Source organism: Bradyrhizobium algeriense (assembly GCF_003062295.1).
GTDB lineage: Bacteria > Pseudomonadota > Alphaproteobacteria > Rhizobiales > Xanthobacteraceae > Bradyrhizobium > Bradyrhizobium algeriense.
Window position 1 is genome coordinate 56759 of sequence record NZ_PYCN01000024.1, and the last position, 23572, is coordinate 80330.

A 23572-nucleotide genomic window follows, 5' to 3' on the forward strand; every position below is an offset into this window, starting at 1 on the left:
ACCCGCACCGAGAGCGCGGTGCCGCGCGCTTTGCAAAAGTATCTCGCGCTCGACGATTTCGAGCCTGTCGCACGGCGCCGGATTCCAAAATTCCTCTACGGCTACATCTCCGGCGGTGCAGAGACCGACGCGGCCATGCGCGACAACCGCAAGGCCCTCGACGAATACGGTTTCGTGCCGCGCGTGCTAAACGACGTCTCCGGCCGCGACCAGACCACCACGCTGTTCGGCAAGACCTACGCCTCGCCGTTCGGCATTCCGCCGATGGGCTCCTCGGCGCTGTGCGCTTATCGCGGCGACATCGTGCTGGCGCAGGCGGCGAAGGCCGAGAATGTGCCGATGATTCTCAGCGCCTCGTCGCTGATCACGCTGGAGGATGTGCGCGCCGCCAATCAGGCCGCGTGGTATCAGGCCTATCTCGCCGGCCTGCCGGAGCGGATCGAGCCGCTGATCGATCGCGTAGCGGCGGCCGGCTACGACACCTTCGTCGTCACCGCCGATGTGCCGGTGCCGCCGAACCGCGAGAACAACATCCGCAATGGCTTTCAGGTGCCGCTCGCGATCACGCCGCGCGTGTTCTGGGACACGGTCACGCATCCGCACTGGCTGTTCGGCACCTGGGCGCGCACCGTGATGAATTTCGGCATGCCGCATTTCGAGAACATGGATGCCAAGCGCGGCCCGCCGGTGCTGGCGAAAAACCTGATGCGCAACATCGGCGCCCGCGACCAGCTCGCCTGGAAACATGTCGAACTGATCCGCAAACGCTGGAAGGGTAAGCTCGTGATCAAGGGCCTAGTCTCACCGGCCGACGCGCGCATCGCGCGCGAGAGCGGCGTCGACGGCGTCATGCTGTCCAACCATGGCGGCCGCCAGCTCGACTACACGATGTCGGGCCTGCGCACGCTGCCGGAGATCGCGACTGAGGCAAAGGGCATGACGATCATGGTCGACGGCGGCATCCGCCGCGGCACCGACGTCATCAAGGCGCTCGCGCTCGGCGCGCATTTCGTCTGGGTCGGCCGTCCCTTCCTCTATGCCGCGATCGCCGGCGGCGAAGCCGGCGTGCAGCGCGCGATCACGCTGCTGAAAGCCGAGATCGACCGCGACCTGGCGCTGCTTGGTATTCGCTCGATCAGCGAGATCACGCCGGATTTGGTACGGAAGTTTTGAGTGGTTGGCGTAGCCCGGATGGAGCGCAGCGCAATCCGGGGACTTTCGCGCAAATGATTGGTGGGCTGTCCCGGATGCGCTGCGCTCCATCCGGGCTACGGGATCGCGACAATTCAAGACATTGTAGCATTGCATGCATGGGACTTGTCGCGCGGCGGAAAATCCGGCCTATCTGGCCTCGCGACCATGACCCAGCCCGCACCAGCGCCGCCTGCCCTCGATCCGGTCCGGTGGCTGAACAACCAGCCTTATTTGTTGCTGAGCCTGACCTCGCTGTTCTGGGCGGGCAACATCGTGCTGGCGCGCCATGTTGCCGGCCACGTGCCGCCCTTGACGCTGTCCTGCGTCCGCTGGATCGGCACCTTTCTGATCCTGCTGCCCTTTGCCTGGCCGCACCTGAAGCAGGACTGGCCGGTGCTGCGCGCGCATTTGCCGATGATGTTGTTTCTGTCATTGGTCGGATTCGCCTACAACAATGCGATCTCCTACTGGGCCCTGCAATATACCGAGGCGCTGAACGCGCTGTTGATCCAGTCGGCCGGACCGCTGTTTGTCGCGCTGTGGTCGCTGGCGCTGTTCGGCATCCGCCTGACCGGTGCGCAGCTCGCCGGCATCACCATCTCGCTCGCCGGCGTCCTGACCATCATCCTGCGCGGCGATTTTGGCGCACTCGCCAGCATCAGCTTCAACCGCGGCGACCTGATGTTTGCCAGTTCACTGGTGTCGTTCGGGCTGTATTCGGCGCTGATCCCGCGCCGGCCGGTGACGCACGCGCTGTCGCTGATTTCGTTCACCACCTGCTGCGGCGCACTGATGCTGGTGCCGTTCTCGATCTGGGAATTCTCGACCGGCGCCACGCTGAAGTTCGACATCATTTCGATGGCGACGCTGGGCTATGCCGTGATCTTTCCCTCGACGCTGGCCTATCTGTTCTTCAACCGCGGGCTGGCGCTGATCGGGCCGAACCGTGCCGCGCCGTTCTTTCATCTGGTGCCGGTGTTCGGCTCGGCGATGGCGATCCTGCTGCTCGGCGAACAATTGCGGATATTCCATCTGGTGGGCTATGCGCTGGTGCTGGCCGGTGTCGTGATCGCTTCCAGGCGGGCCTCGGCGAAGAAGGCTTGAGCCGGCCCGCCGCGTGGCGTCGTACCGGCTTCCCCTTTCGATCCGGGCAGGCTAGCTTGCCGGCCAATTCAACATAAAAATAACTTGAGGAAACAACGATATGTTCGCGTTATGGAAACGGTACCGGCACGTCGCCGCAGTGGCTCCCCTGATGCTGGCGACGATCGCCACGGCTACCGCGCAGGCGCCTTACCCGAACCGCAACATCACGCTGGTGCTGCCGTTCGCCGCCGGCAGCGGCACCGACACCACGACGCGCCTGATCGGGAAAGAACTCGGTACAGCCCTCGGCGTCAGCATGGTGATCGAGAACAAGGCGGGCGCCAACGGCTCGATCGCGGCGAGCCATGTCGCCCGCTCCGCGCCCGACGGCTACACGCTGTTCGTGACGACGAATACGTCGCATTCGGCCAATCCGTATCTGCTGAAGAACATGACCTACGATCCGATCAAGGATTTCACGCCGATCGCGCGGACCGGCGACCTGCCGTTCATGCTCGTGATCCATCCGGACGTTCCGGCAAATTCGGTGGCCGAGCTGATCGCACTGGCCAAGAAGGAGCCGGGCAAATACTCCTACGCCAGCGGCAGCTCGTCGGCGATCGTGTCGGGCGCCACGTTCGCCCGTCTCGCCAGGATCGATCTGCTTCACGTCCCCTACAAGAGCTCGCCACCTGCGCTGACCGATTTGATCGCCGGCCGCGTCTCGATGATGTTCATCGATGTCCCGACCGGCCTGCCCCACGTCAACGCCAAGGCGCTGAAGGCGCTTGCGGTCACGACCAAAAAGCCCTCGGCGCTGCTGCCGCATCTGCCTACCATGGACGCCACGGTGAAGGGTTTCGACATCACCTCATGGCAGGGTTATTTCGGCCCGGCCAACATGCCGAAGGACGTGGTCACCAGGTTGAACGCGGAAATCCGCAAGGTAATCGAACGGCCCGACATCAAGAGCCAGCTCGCCGAGCGCGGCATGGAGGCGTTTTCCGGTACGCCGGAAGAGTTCGACGCCTTTGTGAAGGACCAGCTCAAGGTGTGGGAGAAGCTGATCACGGAAGCGGGGATTGAGAAGCAGTAGGACGAGACCGCACTGCGGAGCAACCATTGAGCCCTCAGGGTGAGGAGGTGCCAACGGGTTCGCGCGTAGCGCGGCCCGTTACGGCGATCTATCTCGTTGTGCTATAGTTCGGGCGTTTCGCAGCGCGGCCAAACTAACTCTCTCGAAGGCCGGCGCATCCAACGATTCAACACAAATCATTCTCGCGTCGAAAGGCCGTTGGCGTAACTCCAATCAACTTTCGAAACACGCGGTTCAGTTGAGGCGCACCGCTAAATCCGACCGCGAGCGCCACGTCGGCAATCGACAGATTGCTTACCGACAACATCTCCTTCGCAACACTGATCCGTTCGGACAGGACGTATTGATAAGGCGAAAGTCCCACTGAATGTTTAAACGCCCGAACAAAGTGGAACTGGCTCAATCCGATCAAGCCCGCTAACTCGGATATCCCGATTTCTTTCGAAACGTGAGCATCAACAAACTCTTTGATGCGGCTCAACTGATGTCCCGTTAAACCTCCGCGAACCGGTCTCAGTCGCGGGTCCGGTCGGTCGTGCTCAAATGGACTACCGATAGTTCCCTTCGAGATATCGAAATTTCCCGAGTTGTTAAAGTTACCTTGGGGAGCGCTTGAAATGCAACATTACAGTCTCACAAATTGCGCTGAATAGCTTTTCTTGCGCCAAAGAGACCCGACCGGTGCTCGTCCTATTGCCGATCACCGACTTCTCAGGATTGTTGTTCCCGCTCGCTGGGAAAGCGCTAGAGAATCTCTAGCGGCTCGCCTGTGCGGGGGCGGCGTGGCGCGATTACTAACGACAGTGCGCGCATCGATGGAGGCCGCTTGCCAGACCACTAGCCTAGTCTTAGGAGCGACTGTTGCCGGGATGCGTGCATGTTGTTGACGACGATGCTTCTTTCCGAACAGCAATAGAACGTCGTTTGAGGAAGGCTGGCTACGAGGTCGTGACCTATCCGTCGGCTCAGCATTTGCTGGATCGTATGCCCAGCGAGAGTGAGATGGGCTGTATTCTTCTCGACGTACGGATACCGGGACTGAGCGGTCCGGAGCTCCAGCGTCGTTTGAGCGAGCTCGGCTCGACCCTGCCTATCGTCTTTCTAACTGGTTATCCCGATGTTCGGACGACGGTACGGACCATCAAGGCGGGCGCCGACGATTTTCTCACCAAGCCCGTATCATCGGACCACCTTCTTCGGGCAATTGAGCAGGCAATAGCGCGCCATGAAGCGACGCGTCGCCTGAAGGGCACGCTGGACATGGTTCGCGCTCATATCGGGAAACTGACGCCGCGCGAACGGCAAGTCTTTGAGCGTATCATTCGCGGCCACACCAACAAGCAGGTCGCGAACGCGTTGGGCACGACCGAACGCACAATCAAAGCCCACCGCCAACAGGTGATGGAGAAAATGCAAGTTCAATCCCTGGCCCAGCTGGTTTCCCTCGCCGAGCGGGTCGGCGTTTTGGGCGGCACGTCCGGTAACGGACCGCCGGCGTGAAGAGTTTTCTCAACACAATGGTTATTAGCATACCGAAGCTGTTCAGAAGCACGACGATTTCAAGAAGGCGGCTTCCATCGCCAGCCAGTATCCGCTTCCGGGCACCTTTGAGACATGCCGACGGACTCTGAGAATGTCCGCCCATCGGGGAGGACCGGAGGTGATCTCGTTACCGCTGGCTTTCAGCGCGATGCCTTGGTCTGTATGGCAAATGCAGGGAACTTTCGGTTCCTCTCCGCGTCATCCAAAGTGACGCGATAAGGCTTGGCGCGGGAGGGTGCCATGTCGAAGACCCGCATTGGAATCGCCGTTGTCGTTCTGGCAACCCTGCTGTCGAGTCCGGCCCTGGCCAGGGTACGTCTTGGCATCGGTCCCCTCGGGGTCGCGAAATTCGCAGCAGCCCGCGTATTGTCACTAGGGGGATTACATCACGGTCGTGCCCTTGCTCGTCACAGCCAAATCCGAACGGCTTCCCTCAAATCGCAAAACGTGCGCAACGCTATGGATTCCGGGCTTGGCAACCCGGCGGTGCGCAGGCAAATCGTCGCTGCTGCAGCGTTGGCGGGTTGGCATGGCGGTCGCACCGCGAAGGGGTGGTGGCGACACGGCGACGGCGGATACGGATGGGTCGGGCCGCTGTTCTGGCCATTCGCCATTTACGATATCTACGACTACACCATCTGGGAGGACGGCATCGGCTTCTGGGACTACGGTTATCCTGACATCTATGCCGCGATCTTTGCGCCTTACGGCCGTGATGATCTCGCCGCCTATACGGGACCGCGCCCACACGGCCCAAGACATCGCAGGGTCCCTCCGCTACAGCGGCTCTGCGGCGATGACGGCCGCGAAATTGCCGGCCTCCCCATCAATCAGATTCAGCAGGCGATACAGCCGAATGAGGCGCAGCGCGCCGCTTTGGACGATCTTGCCAACGCATGGATCTTCTCCGCTCAGATGATTCGGGCGTCGTGTCTGACGCAGACGGCGTTCACAGCACCGGCCCGGTTGGCCGTCATGCACCAGCGCATCGGGGCGATGATCGGGGCAGTGTTAGCCGTGCGGGAGCCGCTGGGGAAATTCCACGACCTGCTGGACGACGAACAGGAAGCACGGCTCAATGCACTCGCCGAGGATCGACGCAGGACGTCCGCCGCAAGCAGGGCCACGGAAGCGCCTGCCCAAGGTTGCGGCGCGGCGCAACAACCGGCCGTGTTGCAATGGCCGGCGGACGAGATCGAGGCCAGGCTACACCCGAACGACACTCAACGCGCGGCTCTTAAAGTGCTGCAGGACGCCAATGCCAGGGCTGTCGACATCCTGACCGCCGGATGCCAGCCGAAAGACGCGATCACACCATCCGCTCGCCTTGACGCAGTGGACGTGCGGCTCGCTGACATGCAGCAAGCGGTCTATCTGGTGAGCGCCGCGCTCGAGGGCTTCTATGCTACGTTAAGCGACGAGCAGAAGGCGCAGTTCGAGGCGATCGGACAAAAACGAACGGCGTAATTTCCCGATCGGTTGCCATCGCTGAACCGCAGCCCGATCCAGAGGACTGCTACGTCCCCACGGTCACGGCAGCATAGGACAAGGTAAGCTGCTGCAATGGCGCGAGCGCACAAACTAAATGCCATCAGCGCCGCAGCCTGGCGGCGATCATCGGCGATGACGGCATTCTTCGTCTTTCATTGATATTCTCGCTGATCGCAGTGTTCGCTAAACTAGCGCTGCCTGGGCTTGATGCTAACCAGGTTCAGCAGCGTTGCGGTCGCGATCATCGCCGCAATGCCAACGAGACTCACCGCTATCTGCATCGCAAGCCCGTCCGAGATGTCGAACAGCGCCATGTGGCCGGCGAACGCCAGCAGAACGCCGAGGCAATAGATTGGCAGCGAGTTCTGGCCACAGCAGATCGCGCCGCGCATCACCGGCGTCGACAGCCCTCGCCAATTGCGAGGCACGAACCATGCTGCCAAAACCGCTACGGCCAAAAAATGCAGCAATCGCAATGGATCGAGATTCGATTTATCCAACGGGTGCAGCTCCGCCAGCGCCTGCGGGATCAGTGCTTCCAGCGGCTTGATGCGCCAGCTCAAGGCGATGACCAGGCTGAAGAGCAGATACAGGACCGCAAGTCCAAGCACCGTGCGTGAGGTGAGCCACGGCCGGACTCTCTTTTCCTCGAGCATCCACCACGCGCCAAGCACAACGAGCAGCTGCCAGGCCAGCGGATTGAAGGCCCAATGGCCGCTGGGCCACGCCGGGACGGTCCAGCCGAAGACATGCACCAGCACATAAAGCGCCAGCGACGCGCCAAGCGTCACGTTCGGCAGTCGCAGCAGCAGCCACAGCAACGGCGCGAACAAGAGATGAAGAAGCACGAAGATCGACAACACGTCGGTGTTGACCGGACGGTATTGCAGTATCGCCGCGTGCGCGAGCGTCGCGCCCGGATGGTCCAATAGAATGCGCGTATTGCTTTCGTCAGCGAGACGCCCGCCGCCTGTGAGGTGAACCAGGATGGCGCAGGCGAGCGTGAGCAGCAGAAATGCGACATAAATGTCAAAGCTTCGCCGCAGCGTCCGGCGGATCACTGCAGTCCATCCCTCGCAGCGCCATGCCTTGCCGTAGGCCAGCGCGCAGGTTACGCCCGATACGAACATGAATATTTCCGCGGCATCGCCGAAGCCGTAGTTCCGCAGCGTCAGCCAACTTCCGATGTTGTTGGGGACATGGTCGAGAAATATCCACCACAGCGCGATGCCTCGGCAGGCATCTATTCGTAGGTCGCGGGCGTGGCCTTTCAACTCCGGAAGCTCGCCGACGATTAGCTTGGGGATGGTGACTCGATCGTGCATCTGGGTTATCCCAAGCCGGCAAACTGAACCTGCCGCTGGAGGCTCTGGTGTGAGCTGGTTCACCTTCAAAGATTATTTTTGCGCTGTCACTTGAGACAAATCTGCGCGCCAACGTTGAGCGTTGCCGGCTTCGCAATTGATCCGTTGAGCCACGCAATTACGGCCGCCCGCCTTCGGCGCTTGACGATTTCTCCTCAAGTCGGCTCTTGGAGAAGAGCGTTTGTACGCGACGGTAGTCAGGCTGATCGGCCCAGAGGATGAGCTTTCGTGACTGACACGAAGGCATGACCCGCGAGAAGTAAAGGCGGGCACTCTGCACACGAACTTGGGATTCTGCTCGGGCGTCAAACCGTCGTCCTCCGTCACGAGGCGAGAAACAGCCTTACGATCTCCACTGTGCAGCAAATCAAGGGGCGCGGTCGAGGTCGAGGTATTCCGCAACACGAAAACGAGCAGCCAGCTTATTCGCACTGCGGCTCTGCGAAGAAACTGTCCCTTCGGTGTAGCGTAGTCTTCATCGCCCTCGGCCGATGAGCCTTTCAAGATTTCCGGAACGACCCCGTGGGAAACGGCGTGCCTCGCATCGTACATGTAACGCTCCTGCTTCGTTGAGCGTGCGCACGATGAAGTCCGGATGTCGCAGAACTTTGCCGGCCGGTGCCGGGAATTGTCGCGATCTGTCTCAGGAATGCTGCATCGCATAGTCCGCGACAGTTGCGGCCTCGGTGATGGCCACTCCTGCTACTTTTCAATGACCTTGCTCTGAATGCGGCTTCTTAAGTTGCATCAAGTCTTGGCAGGCATACGGGTCTGCGACAATTTGCGACAAAGATGGCTCACCGGGACAATGTTCTGCGACAGCTTGTGCCTAAATTGTTTCAGCCAGATCGGGGAATCATGCACATGAGGCCGGTTCCCGCTCGGATCGGCCGGCTCGGCATCGGGATCCTGCGATCCCGATCCGATGCCGCGGCGCTATCAGTGAAGCCAGCCACAAGCATTTGATTTCGGTCGATCATATGCGGCCGATACATTCTGATACACTTTTCCGATGGGTTGGGTGCAGGACTTCAGTATGATCCGGGACGGAGCAAACTAGATGGACTCGGCACCTCACATCGCCGTCGTGGACGATCATCGCGATATTCGCGATCTGGTCGGCAAATATCTGATGCAGCATGGCTACCGCATCAGCCTTGCGGAGAGCGCTGTTGCACTCCGCCGTTTGCTCGAACGAAGTGCTCTGGACCTGGTGGTTCTTGACGTTATGATGCCGGGCGAGGACGGGCTGTCCCTCTGCCGCCATCTGCGCAGCACCACGGACCTTCCCGTTATCCTGTTGACTGCGATGGCAGAGGAAACCGATCGCATCGTCGGCCTGGAAGTAGGTGCCGATGACTACGTGAGCAAGCCGTTCAATCCCCGCGAACTTCTCGCCCGTATCAAAGCGGTGCTTCGACGAGTCCAAAGCCTGCCGCCGCAAAGGGGGCGACTCGCGACCAAGGTCGTGCGCTTCGATCGGTGGACCTTCGAGGTCAACCGGCGCGAGCTGGTTGGACACGACGGCGTCGCAGTGCCGCTCAGCACGGCGGAGTTCCGCCTGTTGTGCGCATTTCTCGATCATCCGGGCCTGGTACTCAGCCGTAATCAACTCCTTGACCTGACGGTCGGCCGAGATGCCGATCCATTCGACAGGAGCATTGACAATCAAGTCAGCCGCTTGCGGAAGAAGATCGAGGCTGACCCGAAAGTACCAGCATTGATCAAGACTCACTGGGGCGGTGGATACAGCCTCGCCGCACAGGTCGAGCAACCATGATGAACTTGTGGAAGCGCAGTCTTGCGGCCCGTTTCATCTGTTTCACGCTGCTGTCGTTAGTGCTGTCGCAAGCAATCGTGTTCTTCATTTCGTGGGATGAGCACGGGCAGACGATTCGGAAGGCCGCCAAGGGCGAGATACTCAGCCGGTGCGCTTCGCTCGCCCGGGTGTTGGAGGCGACGCCTCCGGCGCTTCAAACCGATATCCTTAACGCCAGTAACACCAGTACAGCGAGATATTGGATATCGACCAACGGTCTGAAGGATGCCTCCGCGTGGCGAGAGGAGGCATGGGAGCGTTTGGCCCAGCCATTGCCGCGCGTGTCCTTTCCCGGCCATACCGTGCCGGCCGAAGCGAGGCCGGATTTCGCCCGGAATAATGCCAGCAGTGGCAGCGCCTCCTCCTCGCAATGGATCGATTTAAGGCCGGAAGCCTGGCCGCTGTCTCGACCAGCGAAATTTCTTTATCTCGATGACGCCACCGGCATGGGATTGGCCGTCCGGTTGGCGAACGGTGCATGGCTGAACACTGCATTTGCAAAACCCGCGCAAGACGGCTTCTGGACCTCCAAATCCACCTTGGCTCTCGGCCTCTCCGCGTTGTCGTTGTCGATCATTGCCGTATTCGCCGCACGCGGCATCGCGCAACCATTGCGCCGGCTCGCCGTAGCGGCCGAAGCCCTCGGCCGTGGTCAGGAGGTCGTACCGCTGCCGGAAACCGGCCCCGACGATATCCGACGCACCGCCGAGGCATTCAATCGCATGCAAGCGCGTCTGCACCGTTTCGTCGACGACCGCACCAAAATGCTGGCCGCCATCGGCCATGATCTGCGTACACCCCTGACCTCGCTCCGCTTGCGTGCGGAATTCGTGCCCGACGACGACGTCCGCGAGAAAATGCTCTCCACAATTTCGGAGATCCAGACGATGACGGAGGCAACCCTCGCATTCGCTCGCGAAGATGCAACCGCAGAAAACACGCGGACCGTGGACCTCTCAGCTCTCGTGGAAAGTCTCTGCGACGATCTCGCCGAACTCGGTTATGACGTCTCTTTCTCCGAGGGACAGAAGATCAGCTACAGCTGCCGACCGGACGCGCTGCGCCGCGCATGCCGTAACCTCGTCGAAAATGCCGTTCGTTATGGCGAGCGGGCGCGCGTCAGCGTGGAGCGACGAGCAGACAGTATCGAAATCATCGTTTCGGACGATGGGCCTGGGATTCCCGATACCGCCAAGGAGCAGGTTTTTACGCCGTTTTTCCGGATGGAGAGTTCGCGGAACCGCGAAACTGGAGGCGTAGGCCTCGGCCTTTCCATTGCCCGGTCTATTGTCCGCCACCACGGCGGAGATATCGCCCTGATCAACAAGGAACAGGGACTACACGCGGCCATTAGCTTGCCAGCGCTGGATGGCGGGCCGCCTTCTATCAGCCGGCCGGTCGCGGGCGCAAAGGACGTCATCAACGCTCTCGAGCCGGCAAAGCCTTCGTCGGTGGCCACGATCTTGCAGCGCGCGTCGAAATCATATTGATCACCCAGCAGACCGCCGATGCGCGAAAGGCCGGAGGGATGAGTGCACACGCCCTACGCCGCCCGCACCTTGCCCAAGAATTCGTCGACCGCGCTGCGCAGCGCGCCGGACTGGTTGTCGAGCTCGCGGGCGTTCGCCAGCACCTCGGAGGCTGCCTTGCCGGTCGCTGCCGCCGCGGTGGTGACGCCGCCGATATGGGTGGAGATCTCGTTCGATCCGGCCGCCACCGACTGAATGTTGCGAGCAATCTCGCGGGTGGCGCCGCCTTGCTGCTCGACGGCGGTCGAGATCGAAACCGTGATCTCGCTCATCTGCCCGATGGTTTCGGTGATGCCGCCGATCGAGGCCACGGCTTCGCTGGTGGAGGCCTGCATGGCCGCGACCTGCGACGAGATTTCCTCGGTCGCCTTCGCGGTCTGGTTGGCGAGCGCCTTCACTTCCGACGCCACCACTGCAAAACCGCGGCCGGAATCGCCGGCGCGCGCCGCCTCGATGGTGGCGTTGAGCGCGAGCAAATTGGTTTGCGCTGCGATCGAGTGGATCAGCTTGACCACTTCGCCGATCTTCTCGGCGCCGGTCGAGAGCGCGCCGACGGTGGCGTTGGTGCGTTCGGCGTCGCTGACCGCCTTGCTGGCGATCTCGCTGGAGCGCGCCACCTGACGGGAAATCTCGGTCACCGAGCTGGAGAGCTCTTCCGCGGCGGATGCAACCGTGCCGACATTGTCGGACGAACGCTGCGAAGCCGCGCCGACGGTCGCAGCCCGCGCGCTGGCGTCGCTGGCGGTAGCCGTCATGGACTGCGCGGTGGTCTGCATGCCGGCGGCCGCCGTCGACACCGAGCGCACGATGCCGGTCACGCTGCGTTCGAAGTCGCTGGCGATGCTTTCCATCGCCGCCCGCCGCTCGGCCTCGGCGCGCGCCTGCACCTCGGCTTCCTTCTGTTCAAGCCCGCGGATGCGCACCGCATTGTCCTGGAAGATCTGGACGGCCGCGGCCATCGCGCCGATCTCGTCGCCGCGGCCGATGCCGGGAATTTCACCGTTCAGCCGGCCTTCGGCCAGGTCCTGCATGCGGGTACCGAGCTGACTGAGCGGCTTCGATATGCTGCGGCCGATCATCCAGGCGATGCTGCCTGAAACCAGCGCGATGCCGAGAATGGCGAGCCCGAGCACGGCCGCGATCGGCTTCATCTTGGTGTCGAGATCGTCGAGATAGGCGCCGGTGCCGACGAACATGTTCCAGCCGGGGATCGGGACCGCGTAGGAGAATTTGCGGATCAGCGCTTCCTCGCCGGGTTTGCGGAATTCGTAGCGCAGCATGATTTCGCCATTGGCCGCGACGCCGTCGCGCAGTTCGCGCACGAGTTTTCTGCCGCCCGTGTCGATGTCCATGCGGTTCTGGCCGATCTGCGAGGGAACCGGCGCCAGCACAGCGACGCCATCCATCGTGTAGGCGAATACGTAGCCGTTGCCGTTGTCGAAGGTCAGCGTATTGCCGCGCTTGCTGAACTCGGCAATCGCCGCCTCCTTGGTCATCTGGCCCGCGGCAACCTGCTTCTGCAAGCCGAGCGCCATGTTGCGCGCCATGTCGACGATCGCTTTTGTCTGCTCGACCCGCGCATTCAGCATCTCACGCTGCATCAGATAGCCCGCGAGCAAGCCGGCGACGCAGAGGCCGAGCAGGGTCACACCCACCAAAATGCCGAGCTTGGGGGTGATCTTGAGATTGGTGAGCTTCACGGGGATCTCCGGAAATAGGCGCGTGGCACGCGATTGGCCGATTGATTTGGCGCACAATATCGTGAGACCCTTTAGCGCTTTGTTACGATGGCGAGCGGAAACCCGGCTCAAAACGTCGCTTCCAATCGAAGCAGCAACCGGCGATTGTAGCGGGGAGCGGTCAGGTCGCGTAAAAGATGAAGTCGCGTAAAAGAAACGGGCGGCGCCCGCCGCCCTGAACCAACACCGAAGAATAAAATCGGGAGCAGGAAATGCCGAATTTCAGGGTGGTGACGCCGAAGGGGGCGAGCTTCACGGTGGCCGGCGGCGGCTACGATTATGAGAAGGAAGCGCTCGACCCGATCGGGGCCGAAATCATCGAGGCGCCGGCCAACGAGGCGGAATTTATCGCCGCCGCAAAGACCGCGGACGCGATCTACGCCAAGGGCATGCCGATCACGAAGGCGGTCATCGACGCGCTCGAAAACTGCAAGGTGATCACGCTCGGCAGCGTCGGCGTCGACTCGGTCGACGTCAAGGCCGCCACCGCCCGCGGCATTCCCGTCACCAACATCCCCGACACCTTCATCGAGGAGGTCGCCGACCACGCCATGATGCTGCTTCTCGCCGGGTTCCGCCGGCTGGTCGAGCAGGACAAGATGGTGCGCACCGGCCGCTGGTCCGAGGGCCGGCCGGCGCTTTTGAAGATCCCCCGGCTGATGGGCCAGACGCTCGGCTTCATCTCGTTCGGCCGGGTGGCCCGTGCGGTCGCCAAGCGCGCGGCGCCCTTTGGCTTGCGCATGATGGCCTACGACCCCTTCATCCAGGAAACGCTGATGTACGACCACGGCGTGATCCCGGCGACGCTGAACGAGGTGCTGTCGCAGTCGGACTTCGTCTCGATGCACGCGCCGGCGCGGCCGGAGGTGCATCACATGCTCACCGAAAAGCATTTCCGCCAGATGAAAAAATCCGCCGTCTTCATCAATACCGGCCGCGGCGCCACCGTGGACGAGGAAGCGCTGATCAAGGCGCTGCAGGAGGGCTGGATCGCGCATGCGGCGCTGGACGTGCTGGAAAAGGAGCCGCCGTCCCACAACAACCCGATGCTTTCGATGGAAAACGTCACCCTGACCGCGCATGTGGCGTCGGCATCGGCACGTTTTGACGAGGCGCGCAAGCGCCGCGTAGGCTACGAATTGTCACTGGTCCTGCAGGGGATGTGGCCGGTAAGCTGCGTCAATCCGTCGGTGCTGCAAAACACCTCGCTTCGACGCTGGCAACCTGTCAGCATGGATCGCGGCCCGAACAGCTAGAGCGGCAAAAGGCGTTTTGAACGACAGGTTCACCAGCGATGCAACGCCGGGAACCAGAACAGGGAGAGAAGCATGAAGAACGACATCACCCGTCGTGACGCGTTGGCTTTGGGCGTTTCCGCCGCCGCGCTGGCCGCGACCGGCGCGTCTGCCCAAACCGCATCCGCCATCAAGGCCGTCGACGTCCCGGCCCCCAAGTTTGCGATCGAGAAAGGCGCGTCCTTGCGCATGCTGCGCCCGGTCCGTTTCGTGCAGGCCGACGAGGACGTGTTCCGCGCCAACGCGAAGGCCTTCAGCGACAAGACCGGCATCGAGGTCAAGGTCGATTTCGTCGGCTGGGAAGACATCAACCAGCAGACCGCGGTGACCTCGAATTCCGGCGCCGGCCCCGACATCATCATCGGCTTCTCCGATGCGCCGCACATCTATGTCGACAAGCTGGTCGAACTGACCGACGTCGCCGACTATCTCGGCAAGCGCTATGGCGAGTGGCTTCCGCTGGCGCAGACATACGGCAAGCGCAGCAAGAGCAACGCTTGGATCGGATTGCCGTTCGGCGCCACCGCCGGCCCCCTGATCTACCGCAAATCGGTGCTGCAATCGATCGGCTACGACAAGGTTCCGGAAGACCATGCCGGAATCCTGGAGCTGTGCCGCAAGCTGCAGAAGGCCGGCAAGCCGGCCGGCTTCGCACTGGGCAATGCCAAGGGCGACGGCAACGGCTTCGCCAACTGGGTGCTGTGGTCGCACAACGCTTCCCTGCTGGATGAAGAGGGTAACATCGTCATCAACAGCAAGGAGACCATCGCCGCGCTGAACTGGGTCAAGGAACTTTACCCGACCTTTATTGCCGGCACGCCGTCGTGGAACGATGTCAGCAACAACCGCGCCTACTCCTCGCAGGAAATCTCGCTGACCGCCAACGGCGTCTCGCTGTATTTCTCGCTGAAGAACGATCCGGCCACCAAGGCGATCGCCGAGGACAGCGAGCATCAGCTGTTGCCGAAGGGCCTCGCCAAGGTCTCGCCGATGGCGGGCCTGACGCTGAACGCCATGCTGTTCAAGCACAGCCAGTATCCCAATGCCGCGAAGGCGTTCCTGCAATTCATGCTTGAAAAGGAGCAATACGAGCCGTGGCTCAACGCCAACTCCGGCTACTGGTCCCAGCCGCTCACCGCCTATGCCGACGCCGCGGTCTGGTCCGGCGATCCCAAGGTGTCGATCTTCAAGAACACGATGAAGAGCACCTACTACGATGGCTACAAGGGACCGATCTCGACTGCCACAGGTGCGGTCAGTGCCGATTACGTGCTGATCCAGATGTGTGCAGCGGTCGCCACCGGCGCCTCGACCCCGGAAGCCGCCGCGGCGGAAGCCGAGCAGCGTGCGAAGCGGTATTTCCGGCGACAGGGCCGATAGCCGAACAGAGCGACCGTCATTGCGAGGAGCGGAGCGACGAAGCAATCCATTCTTTCTTTCCATGCAGACATGGATTGCTTCCGCCTTCGCTAAGCTCCGGCGGACAAGTCGCTTCGCTCGCAATGACGACGACCTGGCATAGCTCGCATCGGGGTAAATGTTGATGTCCGTAACCACACTACCATCGCGCGGCGTGGCGCTCCGGCAACCGGGCTGGATCGCACGCCTGTTCGACTACAAGCCGTTCCTGATCGTGATGTGCCTGACGCCCGCGATCGGGCTGCTCGCGGTATTCCTCACCTACCCGCTGGGCCTCGGCGTCTGGCTCGCCTTCACCGACACCACGATCGGCCAGCGCGGCATCTTTATCGGCCTCGAGAATTTCCAGTATCTGTGGACCGATCCGTTGTGGTGGGGCGCGGTGTTCTACAGCGTGTTCTACACGGCGATCGCGACCTTCGGGAAATTCGCGCTCGGCTTCTGGCTGGCGCTGCTGCTCAACAACCACTTTCCGCTCAAGAGCCTGTTGCGCGCCATCGTGCTGCTGCCGTGGATCGTGCCGACGGTGCTGTCGGCGCTGGCGTTCTGGTGGATCTACGATCCGCAGTTCTCGATCATCTCCTATCTCCTGGTCGACGTGCTGCACATCCGCACCACCTATATCGATTTCCTCGGCACGGCCTGGCCGGCGCGCTTCTCGCTGATCGCGGCCAATATCTGGCGCGGCATTCCGTTCGTGGCGATCTCGCTGCTGGCGGGACTGCAGACGATTTCGCCATCGCTTTATGAAGCCGCGATGCTGGACGGCGCCAGCGCCTGGCAGCGCTTCCGCTACATCACCTTCCCGATGATGATGCCGATCCTCGCGATCGTGATGACGTTCTCGATCATCTTCACCTTCACGGATTTCCAGCTCGTCTACGCCATCACCCGCGGCGGGCCGGTCAACTCCACGCATCTGCTCGCGACACTCGCGTTCCAGCGCGGCATCGCCGGCGGCGAGCTCGGCGAGGGTGCGGCGATCGCGGTGTCGATGATCCCGTTCCTGGTGTTCGCGACATTGTTCAGCTACTTCGGCCTCGCGCGCCGCAAATGGCAGCAGGGAGAAGCCAATGACTGACGTAGCCGGCCAATCCACCAACGTCGCCAGCGCCACGCCCGACACCATGGCGTGGGATTCCCGCGCGCGGCGGGTGATGATGATCTACCTGCCGCTGTCGTGCTTTGTGCTGATCCTGCTGTTCCCGTTCTACTGGATGGCGATTACGTCGTTCAAGCCGAACGCCGAGCTTCTGAACTACAAGGAGCACAATCCGTTCTGGATCTCCTCGCCGACGCTCGCCCATATCAAGCACCTGCTGTTCAACACCGCCTATCCGACCTGGCTGAAAACCACGATGTTGGTGGCGATCGGCTCCACGTTCCTGTCACTGTTCGCCTCGACGCTCGCTGCCTACGCGATCGAGCGCCTGCGCTTCCGCGGCAGCCCCTACGTGGGGCTCGGCATCTATCTCGCCTATCTGGTGCCGCCCTCGATCCTGTTCATTCCGCTGGCCACCGTGATCGTGCAGTTCGGCCTGTTCGACTCGCCGATGGCGCTGATCCTGGTGTATCCGACCTTCCTGGTGCCGTTCTGCACCTGGCTCCTGATCGGCTATTTCAAGTCGATCCCGTATGAACTGGAGGAATGCGCGCTGGTCGACGGCGCGACGCGCCTGCAGATCCTGCGGCGGATCACGCTGCCGCTCGCCGTGCCCGGCCTGATTTCGGCCGGCATCTTCTCCTTCACGCTGTCGTGGAACGAGTTCATCTACGCGCTCGCCTTCATCCAGAGCGGCGCCAACAAGACGGTGCCGGTCGCGATCCTGACCGAGCTCGTCACCGGCGACGTCTACCAGTGGGGTGCGCTGATGGCGGGTTCGCTGCTCGGCTCGCTGCCGGTCGCGCTGTTTTACTCGCTGTTCGTGGATTACTACGTGTCGTCGCTGACGGGCGCGGTGAAGGAGTAAGGCAGCGACCAGCCAGACTTCATCCCGCTAGCTGAAGCGCGTGGGCACACCGGCCGGCGTAACGGCAAGTGCGTTGATATGTGACTTTCACCGAAACGATCGGTTCTAGCGGGGCCTGAACGCTACCGGAACGGTCATAGGCATCGTCGAGTAAGTGATTTCGGGTGGAAATGCGGGGAACGGCTGGGCCTGGCGAAGTAATGCCATGGCCTGAGCATCGAACGCCGCAACTCCCGACGAGCCGCCAACGCGGCCCGCCACGACCTGACCGTTGCGGCCCAGCGTGAAAGACAACTTTACGACGCCTTGCTCGGTGTGGCCGGATGGATATTTATGAAAGCTCATCAGATGGGCTCGGACGCGCTGACTGTAAGCGGCCATCGCGGAGGCCGCGGCACCCGCGCTCATCGCCGATGCGGCAGGGGCCTGACGTTCGGCGCGCGGCGGCGCGCTGGTGCGCGGCGCGGGTGTCGCCTCCGTAGGCTTCTTGGCGTCTGGCCTGACGATTTTCGGCTTCACAGGCAGCGGCTTCTGTTCCGGAACGACCTTCGTGGGCTCGGGCTTTTCCGGTACCGGCTGCTGCTTCTGCTCCGGCGGCGCAACGACCTCCGGCTTCTCCTGCGGCGGGGTCGGCGCGATCTGCTCCGGCACGGCCTCTGCGGCCGCGGGCTCGGGCGGCGACGCGTCCGCCTGCTGCATCTCAGGTCCCGGCATCATGTCCATCGGCGCCGCCTCTGGCGACGACGTGATGGGCGCCAGATCGACCATGATGGCGGGCATCGCCACGCCGGGGTCCGGCCGCTGGGTGTACCAGTTCATGGCCAATGCGATTAGCGCGGCATGCGCGGCAACGATCGCCATCGCCGAAACTCCCCAGCGCCGGACGACGGCCTGGTCGGAGACATCATGCAGGGCGAACGCGTTCATGGCGCTCAGCTTCGGCCATCGAGGCCGACCAATGCGATCTTGAGATAGCCGGCGTTGCGCAGGAGGTTCATCACCTCCATCAGATCGCCATAACTGACGGCCTTGTCGGCGCGCAGAAAGATGCGCTCGCTCTTGTCGCCCTTGGTGGCGGCGTCGATAATGGCCGTCAGCGTATCGCGCGCGATGATCTCCTCGCCGACCGCTACCGAAAGATCCGGCTTCACGGTGACGAAAACCGGCTTGTCCGGCCGCGGCGACGGCTCGACGGCGCTGGCGGGAAGATCGACGCCGAGATCGACGGTTGCGAGCGGGGCAGCGACCATGAAGATGATCAGGAGCACCAGCATCACGTCGATGAACGGCGTGACGTTGATCTCATGAGACGCGACAAGATCGTCGCTGCCGCCGCGCGCTCGTCCGCCGACTGCTTGACCGAGCTTCACGCCCATCGCTTCACTCCGCGGCGCGGGCGAGCCGGAACGAGCCGCGGTCGCCCTCGCGGCTGATCAGCAGCAGCACGAGCGCCGAGGCGTCGCCAAGCAACGCCCGATGGGCCGCGATTGTGCGGGTGAGATGGTTGTAGATCACGACTGCCGGGATTGCCGCGACGAGACCGAGCGCGGTCGCGAGCAGCGCCTCCGCGATGCCCGGCGCGACCACGGCGAGGTTGGTGGTCTTGGCTTCGGAAATGCCAATGAACGAATTCATGATGCCCCAGACCGTTCCGAACAGCCCGACGAACGGCGCGGTGGCGCCAATGGTGGCGAGCATGCCGGTGCCGCGGGCGATCTGCCGCGACATTGCGGCCTCGACCCGCTCCAGCCGCAGCGCCACCCGTTCCTTGAGCCCATCGTCGAAATGACCGCCGGAGAGGCTGGCCTCGCGCGCGGCAGACTGGATGATCTGCGCCACGGCGTCATTGCCGCCGTGGCTTTCCTGCTCTGCCTTGGCCAGCACCGTATCGGTTTCCAGCAGGCTCAGGCGCCGCCTGGCGATCGCCGTCTTGCGGCGGAGCTCGATGGTTTTCGCCAGCCAGATCGTCCACGTCACCAGCGAGGCGAAGGCAAGCCCGATCATCACCGCCTGCACCACGACGTCCGCATTCACAAACATGTTCCAGGGCGACAGGTTGCGCGGCAGCAGCGCGACATCGGTGGCGGCGAGCGCCGCACTCGGGAAGGCGGCCATGCCGGCCGCGCCACACCAACTGATCATAATTCCCAGCACTCTATGCTGCATGATCGTCTCCCGGGCTGACAACAAGGGATCGGCTACACCGCGCGGGCGGGCGCGATCCTCTCGGCAAGCGCGTGAAAGCGCTGTAACTGGTCGCCGCGCAACGCGCGGGTCTCGTCGCGGCCGACGAACACCTTGAACATGATGCCGCCGTCGACATTGATGAAGGCGATGAAGGCCGACGACTTGCCCATGAAGGGGCGCTCGACGAAAGCGATAGCCGCACAGCGCTCGTGGCGGAGATGGCCGTGCAATCCCTTCGGCTGCATCAGGTTGAAATAGCCACGCCCGACCTCGCCCGCCGGGATCGAGCCCGTGAACTCGAAGATCGCATCGTCGGTATGGACGATCAGCGTTACCTCGCCCCATTGCGCGACATCGTTCATGGCAGCGCCAAACTCGCCGCCGGCGCCGATGCGCACCATCGATTCAGGCATCGCCTCCAGGACGGCGCGCGGGCTCACTTTCCGCTCCCGCGCCACGTCCTCGATGACAGCGCCTGGGTTCTCAGCCATATGGGCCTTGAGGCCGGCAAAGTCCGTGTTCAACATCGCACCCTCCCCTTACGCGGCGGCGCTGGACTTACGCTCGCTCAGGATCACGTCGAATCCTTCGAACTTGGGATGGCCGAGATAGAGGCTTTCGCCGGTCTTGTTGTCGGCGCGGGCATGGGCCCGGCGGAACTCGTCTGATTTGGTCCAGGCTTCGAAGGCAGCCTTGTCGGCCCAGACCGTATGCGAGGAATACAGCGTGTGATCCTCGGCGACGGGTCCCTTCAGCAGATGAAACTCGACGAAGCCGGCCATGCTGCTGAGGTAGGATTCGCGGGTGCGCCAGACGGTCTCGAAGGCCGCTTCAGAGCCAATCTTCACCTGGAACCGGTTCATTGCGATAAACATTTCAAAATCTCCTTGCTGGGTTGCGCCTGGCGGACGGTTTGAGTTGGTTGGAAACATGAACGCACCACAGCCGCGCTGGAGCATCAGCGCGGCCCGGTGCAACTTTATTGGCTTGTCAGCTCGTCGAACTACGCTCCGCCAAAATGGATCTTCAATCCGGCCTTATAGACCCTGCCCGGTCCGGGGCTCGACCACAACACGTCGTTCTGCGAGGTACCGTCGGTGGAACTGCCGGGGATCGCATAGGGCCGGTAGTACTGGTTCAACAAATTGTCGATCGATGCCGAGAAGACAATGTCCTTGGTCGCGTTCCAGGTCAGATACAGATTGACCAGTTCATAGCCGGTCGCGGGCAGATAGCCGGCCGGCACGTCGTTGTTGGGGCCGAACGAGGACCACTGCGCCGCCAGGATCAGCCTGCGGTCGAGCAGCCGCACGCCGCCGGTCGTGGTGATTTTGCGCGGCGTGATGGTTGCAAGGCCGATATTGGTCGCGACGTTTTTGCCGCGCATCAAGTGGCCGGCGACGCCGACATACCACAGGCCGGCATCATACAGCGTCTCCACCTCTAAGCCTTCGATCCGGGCCTGCGTGATGTTCTGGTACTGATAGAACTGGCTGAAAAGTCCCGGGGTAGGGAAGAGGATGGGCGGCCGCGGTGTCGATCCAACAAGATCGATGTAATCAGAGACATCGTTGCGGAACACGTTGATCTTGCCACGGAAGCTATCGCCGGCGTTGAAGATGTTGTCATACTTCAGGTTGATGCCGACTTCCTTGTTCTTGCCGACCTCCGGCCGCAGGTTCGGATTCGGCAGGAAGCAGAACAATCCGACCGTACCACCCGGGCAGGGGAAGAACGGAGGGCCGCCGCCGGTCGCGTGTTCGCCGGCAATCAGCGTTTCCGTGATCGAGGGCGCACGATAGCCTTCGGCATAGCTGACATAGGGCGTGAAGCCCGCCACCGGCGTCACACCGATGGTGATCTTCGGTGAGAAGCGGTCGCCGCCGCCACCGGTCGCCACCGTCGGCGAATGAAGGTCGTAGCGGTCGTAGCGGATGGCGCTGACGGCCTCGAACCAGGTCGAATAGTTCTGCTTCAACTGCGCGAATCCGCCAGACACGGTGCGCAGGCCGCCGGGTGTGGTGATGTTGGAATTGCCGCGGCTGTCGAAGGTTCTCACGTCATCCTGAAACGCATCGACCCCGAGCGTGACCGCGTTGCGCCAGTCGCCGACATTGAACCGCGTCGTATTGTAGACGTCGATCCCGAGCGTATCGAGCACGTAGCCTCGCTTGTCACCCACGCAGCCGGAAACGTTGTTGCCGAAGCCGCCGCCGCAATAGGTCGAGGGCGTCGTGCTGAGGTGGGCGGTCTTGATCTGGTCATTGTCGGTGCGGTTACCGTAGAGCGACATATTCCAGTCCCAGAGATTGTCATCCGGCTTGCTGTATTTCCAGGTGAATGTCCCCGTGTAGTTCTTGGCATCGGACGCATAGACCGACGATCCCTGGTTCAGCGCGCGCAGTGCGGCGGTCGTCGTCGGCCCGCGATTGAACTGGCCGATGCTGTACTGATAATCTTGGAATATGGCGCCGAACTTGATCTCATGGCCGTCGGCGGGGCGCACCGTCAGCTTCATCAGGCCGGCCGCGATCTCGTTGCCGGTATTGCCGATCTCGGTGCCGTTGCCGTCCTTGTAATTGCCCTGCGTACGGTAGACCGCGCCGCCGAATACATCGACATTGGGATCGGCGCGCACGCCGCCGAAGATCGAGCCGAGGCCGCGCGCACTGTTGGTGCCGCCGGAGCCGGTCATGTCGACGCCCCAGCGCTCGCCCGGGCGCACGACATCGTCGATGTCCTTGGTGCGGAACGACACCACGCCGCCGATTGCGCCGGAGCCGTAGACGTTCGCGGTCGGGCCGCGCACCACGTCGACGCTGCCGACCAACTCGGGATCAAGGAAAAACGAGCCGTTGGCGTTGTGGCCGGTGCGCTGGTAGTTCTGCCGCGCACCGTCGACGACGACCGCGACGCGGCCGAAATCCTGCAGGCCGCGGATGTTGATGACGGTCGAGGGATCGTCGCCGCGCTCCTGGACCGACACGCCAGGTATTTGGTAGAGGATGCCGGACAGCCGGTTCGGCTGCAGACCCTGGATCTGCTCGAGCGTCACCACGCTGACGGGAGCCAGCGCGTCGATGGCGCGCTCCTCGGTCTTGGTCGCGACTGCCGTAATCGTATCGAGCGATTGCACCGGCGCAGCTCCAATCTGCGCCCGCGCATTCATCGCCGGCGTCTGCGCATCCTGCTGCGGCTTGGCTTGCTGGCGCTTGGCCTGCTTCTGTTTCTTCTGCTCGGGAGAGCGCGTGACGGCCTCCGCTTCGAGCGCCTGCGTGAACGCCGCGCTCGACGACATCAATGCGAACGAAAATGCCGATGCGCCCAAAACCAAGGCGCGCGAATGCTTGACCCCGAAAGCCATACTGCCCCAACCTGTTGTTCTGTCTCTTGGGTTTGGCTGGCGGGCGCCGCGGTGATGCGCGGCTGCTTGCTGGCTAACGATTTTCGCGACCGGGCACCCCCGCTCGTATCGCGTTCATCTTGGTTACGCCGCGTTGCGGAACCGGTCAATGACGGCACGGCGCACTTTATATCGATTGTAAAGTGCAGCAGTTGGATTGCGCGCCGATCAAATTATACAAGCAGCTAGTCGGGAACATCGGGACACCACAGCAATTATGGCGGCACCTTCAGGAGACAATGTCGGAGGCGCCGGAAAACATGCCGAAAATCCGCCGTCTGCGAGACGCCTTCTCACCATGAACGGCAGCCGGATCGACAGCCGCGAGCTGTTCGCGACCGAGCGCGAAATCATCATCGCGCATGGCGAGGACAATTATCGCCTGCGGCTGACGTCGCAGAACAAGCTGATCCTGACCAAGTGAACCAGGTGAACCGG

At 62.4% G+C, this 23572-nt stretch carries 21 protein-coding genes; 12 read left to right on the forward strand and 9 right to left on the reverse strand.

Annotated features, from left to right (window positions below; all coding sequences use genetic code 11):
• The first annotated feature begins 18 nt into the window (after positions 1–18).
• The 3 genes from C7G61_RS31905 to C7G61_RS31915 all read left to right on the forward strand — a co-directional run bounded on the left by C7G61_RS31905 (position 19) and on the right by C7G61_RS31915 (position 3376).
• Complete coding sequence (locus tag C7G61_RS31905; RefSeq protein ID WP_108521512.1) at positions 19–1173, forward strand: alpha-hydroxy acid oxidase; 1155 nt, start codon at positions 19–21, stop codon at positions 1171–1173.
• A gap of 186 nt (positions 1174–1359) precedes the next feature.
• Complete coding sequence (locus C7G61_RS31910) at positions 1360–2298, forward strand: DMT family transporter (protein WP_108521413.1); 939 nt, start codon at positions 1360–1362, stop codon at positions 2296–2298.
• A gap of 151 nt (positions 2299–2449) precedes the next feature.
• Positions 2450–3376 carry a Bug family tripartite tricarboxylate transporter substrate binding protein gene (locus C7G61_RS31915; protein ID WP_244608554.1) on the forward strand — a complete coding sequence of 309 codons (927 nt, stop codon included), beginning with the start codon at positions 2450–2452 and terminating at the stop codon, positions 3374–3376.
• A 166-nt stretch (positions 3377–3542) separates the two neighbouring features.
• Here C7G61_RS31915 and C7G61_RS31920 read toward each other — a convergent pair whose 3' ends face one another.
• The gene (locus tag C7G61_RS31920; protein ID WP_244608551.1) at positions 3543–3857 is read right to left on the reverse strand and encodes a helix-turn-helix domain-containing protein; all 315 of its coding nucleotides are present in this window, start codon (positions 3855–3857) and stop codon (positions 3543–3545) included.
• 380 nt (positions 3858–4237) lie between these two features.
• Here C7G61_RS31920 and C7G61_RS31925 point away from each other — a divergent pair, with 380 nt between their 5' ends.
• A complete protein-coding gene (locus C7G61_RS31925; RefSeq protein ID WP_108521419.1) occupies positions 4238–4876 on the forward strand; it encodes a response regulator transcription factor in 639 nt (212 codons plus the stop codon).
• 282 nt (positions 4877–5158) lie between these two features.
• The gene (locus C7G61_RS31930; RefSeq protein WP_108521421.1) at positions 5159–6385 is read left to right on the forward strand and encodes a Spy/CpxP family protein refolding chaperone; all 1227 of its coding nucleotides are present in this window, start codon (positions 5159–5161) and stop codon (positions 6383–6385) included.
• 212 nt (positions 6386–6597) lie between these two features.
• On the opposite strand, the gene C7G61_RS31935 is transcribed toward C7G61_RS31930, so the two are convergent.
• Positions 6598–7734 (reverse strand): OpgC domain-containing protein, encoded by a 1137-nt coding sequence (locus tag C7G61_RS31935; RefSeq protein WP_108521423.1) that lies wholly within the window; start codon positions 7732–7734, stop codon positions 6598–6600.
• Positions 7735–8833: 1099 nt separating this feature from the next.
• Between C7G61_RS31935 and C7G61_RS31940 the strand changes: the two genes are divergently transcribed.
• Both C7G61_RS31940 and C7G61_RS31945 read left to right on the forward strand, forming a co-directional pair.
• Positions 8834–9553: a response regulator gene (locus C7G61_RS31940; RefSeq protein ID WP_108521425.1), complete on the forward strand. Its 720-nt coding sequence runs from the start codon at positions 8834–8836 to the stop codon at positions 9551–9553.
• A complete protein-coding gene (locus C7G61_RS31945) occupies positions 9550–11082 on the forward strand; it encodes an ATP-binding protein (protein ID WP_108521427.1) in 1533 nt (510 codons plus the stop codon). The genes C7G61_RS31940 and C7G61_RS31945 overlap by 4 nt, the downstream gene beginning before the upstream one ends.
• 53 nt (positions 11083–11135) lie before the next feature.
• Here C7G61_RS31945 and C7G61_RS31950 read toward each other — a convergent pair whose 3' ends face one another.
• Entirely contained in the window at positions 11136–12821 is a 1686-nt protein-coding gene (locus C7G61_RS31950; RefSeq protein ID WP_108521429.1) for a methyl-accepting chemotaxis protein, read from the reverse strand.
• A gap of 251 nt (positions 12822–13072) precedes the next feature.
• Here C7G61_RS31950 and C7G61_RS31955 point away from each other — a divergent pair, with 251 nt between their 5' ends.
• The 4 genes from C7G61_RS31955 (at position 13073) to C7G61_RS31970 (ending at position 17544) form a co-directional block, all read left to right on the forward strand.
• Complete coding sequence (locus tag C7G61_RS31955) at positions 13073–14116, forward strand: C-terminal binding protein (protein ID WP_108521432.1); 1044 nt, start codon at positions 13073–13075, stop codon at positions 14114–14116.
• 72 nt (positions 14117–14188) lie between these two features.
• A complete protein-coding gene (locus tag C7G61_RS31960) occupies positions 14189–15535 on the forward strand; it encodes an ABC transporter substrate-binding protein (protein WP_108521434.1) in 1347 nt (448 codons plus the stop codon).
• Between the two features lie 163 nt (positions 15536–15698).
• The gene (locus C7G61_RS31965) at positions 15699–16655 is read left to right on the forward strand and encodes a carbohydrate ABC transporter permease (RefSeq protein ID WP_108521514.1); all 957 of its coding nucleotides are present in this window, start codon (positions 15699–15701) and stop codon (positions 16653–16655) included.
• Positions 16656–16701: 46 nt separating this feature from the next.
• Positions 16702–17544 (forward strand): carbohydrate ABC transporter permease, encoded by an 843-nt coding sequence (locus tag C7G61_RS31970; protein WP_417021284.1) that lies wholly within the window; start codon positions 16702–16704, stop codon positions 17542–17544.
• A 105-nt stretch (positions 17545–17649) separates the two neighbouring features.
• Here the strand turns inward: C7G61_RS31970 and C7G61_RS31975 are convergent, their stop codons facing one another.
• The 6 genes from C7G61_RS31975 to C7G61_RS32000 all read right to left on the reverse strand — a co-directional run bounded on the left by C7G61_RS31975 (position 17650) and on the right by C7G61_RS32000 (position 23095).
• On the reverse strand, positions 17650–18471 hold the full coding sequence (locus C7G61_RS31975) for a TonB family protein (RefSeq protein ID WP_108521438.1): 822 nt from the start codon (positions 18469–18471) through the stop codon (positions 17650–17652).
• Between the two features lie 5 nt (positions 18472–18476).
• A complete protein-coding gene (gene exbD / locus C7G61_RS31980; protein ID WP_108521440.1) occupies positions 18477–18920 on the reverse strand; it encodes a TonB system transport protein ExbD in 444 nt (147 codons plus the stop codon).
• A gap of 4 nt (positions 18921–18924) precedes the next feature.
• The gene (exbB, locus tag C7G61_RS31985) at positions 18925–19686 is read right to left on the reverse strand and encodes a tonB-system energizer ExbB (protein WP_108521442.1); all 762 of its coding nucleotides are present in this window, start codon (positions 19684–19686) and stop codon (positions 18925–18927) included.
• Positions 19687–19742: 56 nt separating this feature from the next.
• Positions 19743–20258, reverse strand: coding sequence for a heme utilization cystosolic carrier protein HutX (hutX, locus tag C7G61_RS31990; RefSeq protein WP_108521444.1), 516 nt, complete (start codon positions 20256–20258; stop codon positions 19743–19745).
• A gap of 12 nt (positions 20259–20270) precedes the next feature.
• Positions 20271–20606, reverse strand: a complete 336-nt coding sequence (gene hmuQ, locus C7G61_RS31995; protein ID WP_108521446.1) for a heme-degrading protein HmuQ — start codon at positions 20604–20606, stop codon at positions 20271–20273.
• 128 nt (positions 20607–20734) lie between these two features.
• Positions 20735–23095 (reverse strand): TonB-dependent hemoglobin/transferrin/lactoferrin family receptor, encoded by a 2361-nt coding sequence (locus C7G61_RS32000; RefSeq protein ID WP_108521448.1) that lies wholly within the window; start codon positions 23093–23095, stop codon positions 20735–20737.
• A gap of 256 nt (positions 23096–23351) precedes the next feature.
• Here C7G61_RS32000 and C7G61_RS46225 point away from each other — a divergent pair, with 256 nt between their 5' ends.
• A complete protein-coding gene (locus C7G61_RS46225) occupies positions 23352–23558 on the forward strand; it encodes a hemin uptake protein HemP (RefSeq protein ID WP_244608552.1) in 207 nt (68 codons plus the stop codon).
• The last annotated feature ends 14 nt before the right edge of the window (positions 23559–23572 follow it).

Coding starts and splice junctions, on each gene's coding strand:
- C7G61_RS31910 (WP_108521413.1), top strand. CDS start 1,360: ATGACCCAGCCCGCACCAGCGCCGCCTGCCCTCGATCCGGTCCGGTGG.
- C7G61_RS32000 (WP_108521448.1), bottom strand. CDS start 23,095: ATGGCTTTCGGGGTCAAGCATTCGCGCGCCTTGGTTTTGGGCGCATCG.
- C7G61_RS31965 (WP_108521514.1), top strand. CDS start 15,699: ATGTCCGTAACCACACTACCATCGCGCGGCGTGGCGCTCCGGCAACCG.
- C7G61_RS31930 (WP_108521421.1), top strand. CDS start 5,159: ATGTCGAAGACCCGCATTGGAATCGCCGTTGTCGTTCTGGCAACCCTG.
- hmuQ (WP_108521446.1), bottom strand. CDS start 20,606: ATGTTTATCGCAATGAACCGGTTCCAGGTGAAGATTGGCTCTGAAGCG.
- hutX (WP_108521444.1), bottom strand. CDS start 20,258: ATGTTGAACACGGACTTTGCCGGCCTCAAGGCCCATATGGCTGAGAAC.
- C7G61_RS31915 (WP_244608554.1), top strand. CDS start 2,450: ATGCTGGCGACGATCGCCACGGCTACCGCGCAGGCGCCTTACCCGAAC.
- C7G61_RS31940 (WP_108521425.1), top strand. CDS start 8,834: ATGGACTCGGCACCTCACATCGCCGTCGTGGACGATCATCGCGATATT.
- C7G61_RS31955 (WP_108521432.1), top strand. CDS start 13,073: ATGCCGAATTTCAGGGTGGTGACGCCGAAGGGGGCGAGCTTCACGGTG.
- C7G61_RS31970 (WP_417021284.1), top strand. CDS start 16,702: ATGGCGTGGGATTCCCGCGCGCGGCGGGTGATGATGATCTACCTGCCG.
- C7G61_RS31975 (WP_108521438.1), bottom strand. CDS start 18,471: ATGAACGCGTTCGCCCTGCATGATGTCTCCGACCAGGCCGTCGTCCGG.
- C7G61_RS31935 (WP_108521423.1), bottom strand. CDS start 7,734: ATGCACGATCGAGTCACCATCCCCAAGCTAATCGTCGGCGAGCTTCCG.
- C7G61_RS31945 (WP_108521427.1), top strand. CDS start 9,550: ATGATGAACTTGTGGAAGCGCAGTCTTGCGGCCCGTTTCATCTGTTTC.
- exbD (WP_108521440.1), bottom strand. CDS start 18,920: ATGGGCGTGAAGCTCGGTCAAGCAGTCGGCGGACGAGCGCGCGGCGGC.
- C7G61_RS46225 (WP_244608552.1), top strand. CDS start 23,352: ATGGCGGCACCTTCAGGAGACAATGTCGGAGGCGCCGGAAAACATGCC.
- exbB (WP_108521442.1), bottom strand. CDS start 19,686: ATGATCAGTTGGTGTGGCGCGGCCGGCATGGCCGCCTTCCCGAGTGCG.
- C7G61_RS31960 (WP_108521434.1), top strand. CDS start 14,189: ATGAAGAACGACATCACCCGTCGTGACGCGTTGGCTTTGGGCGTTTCC.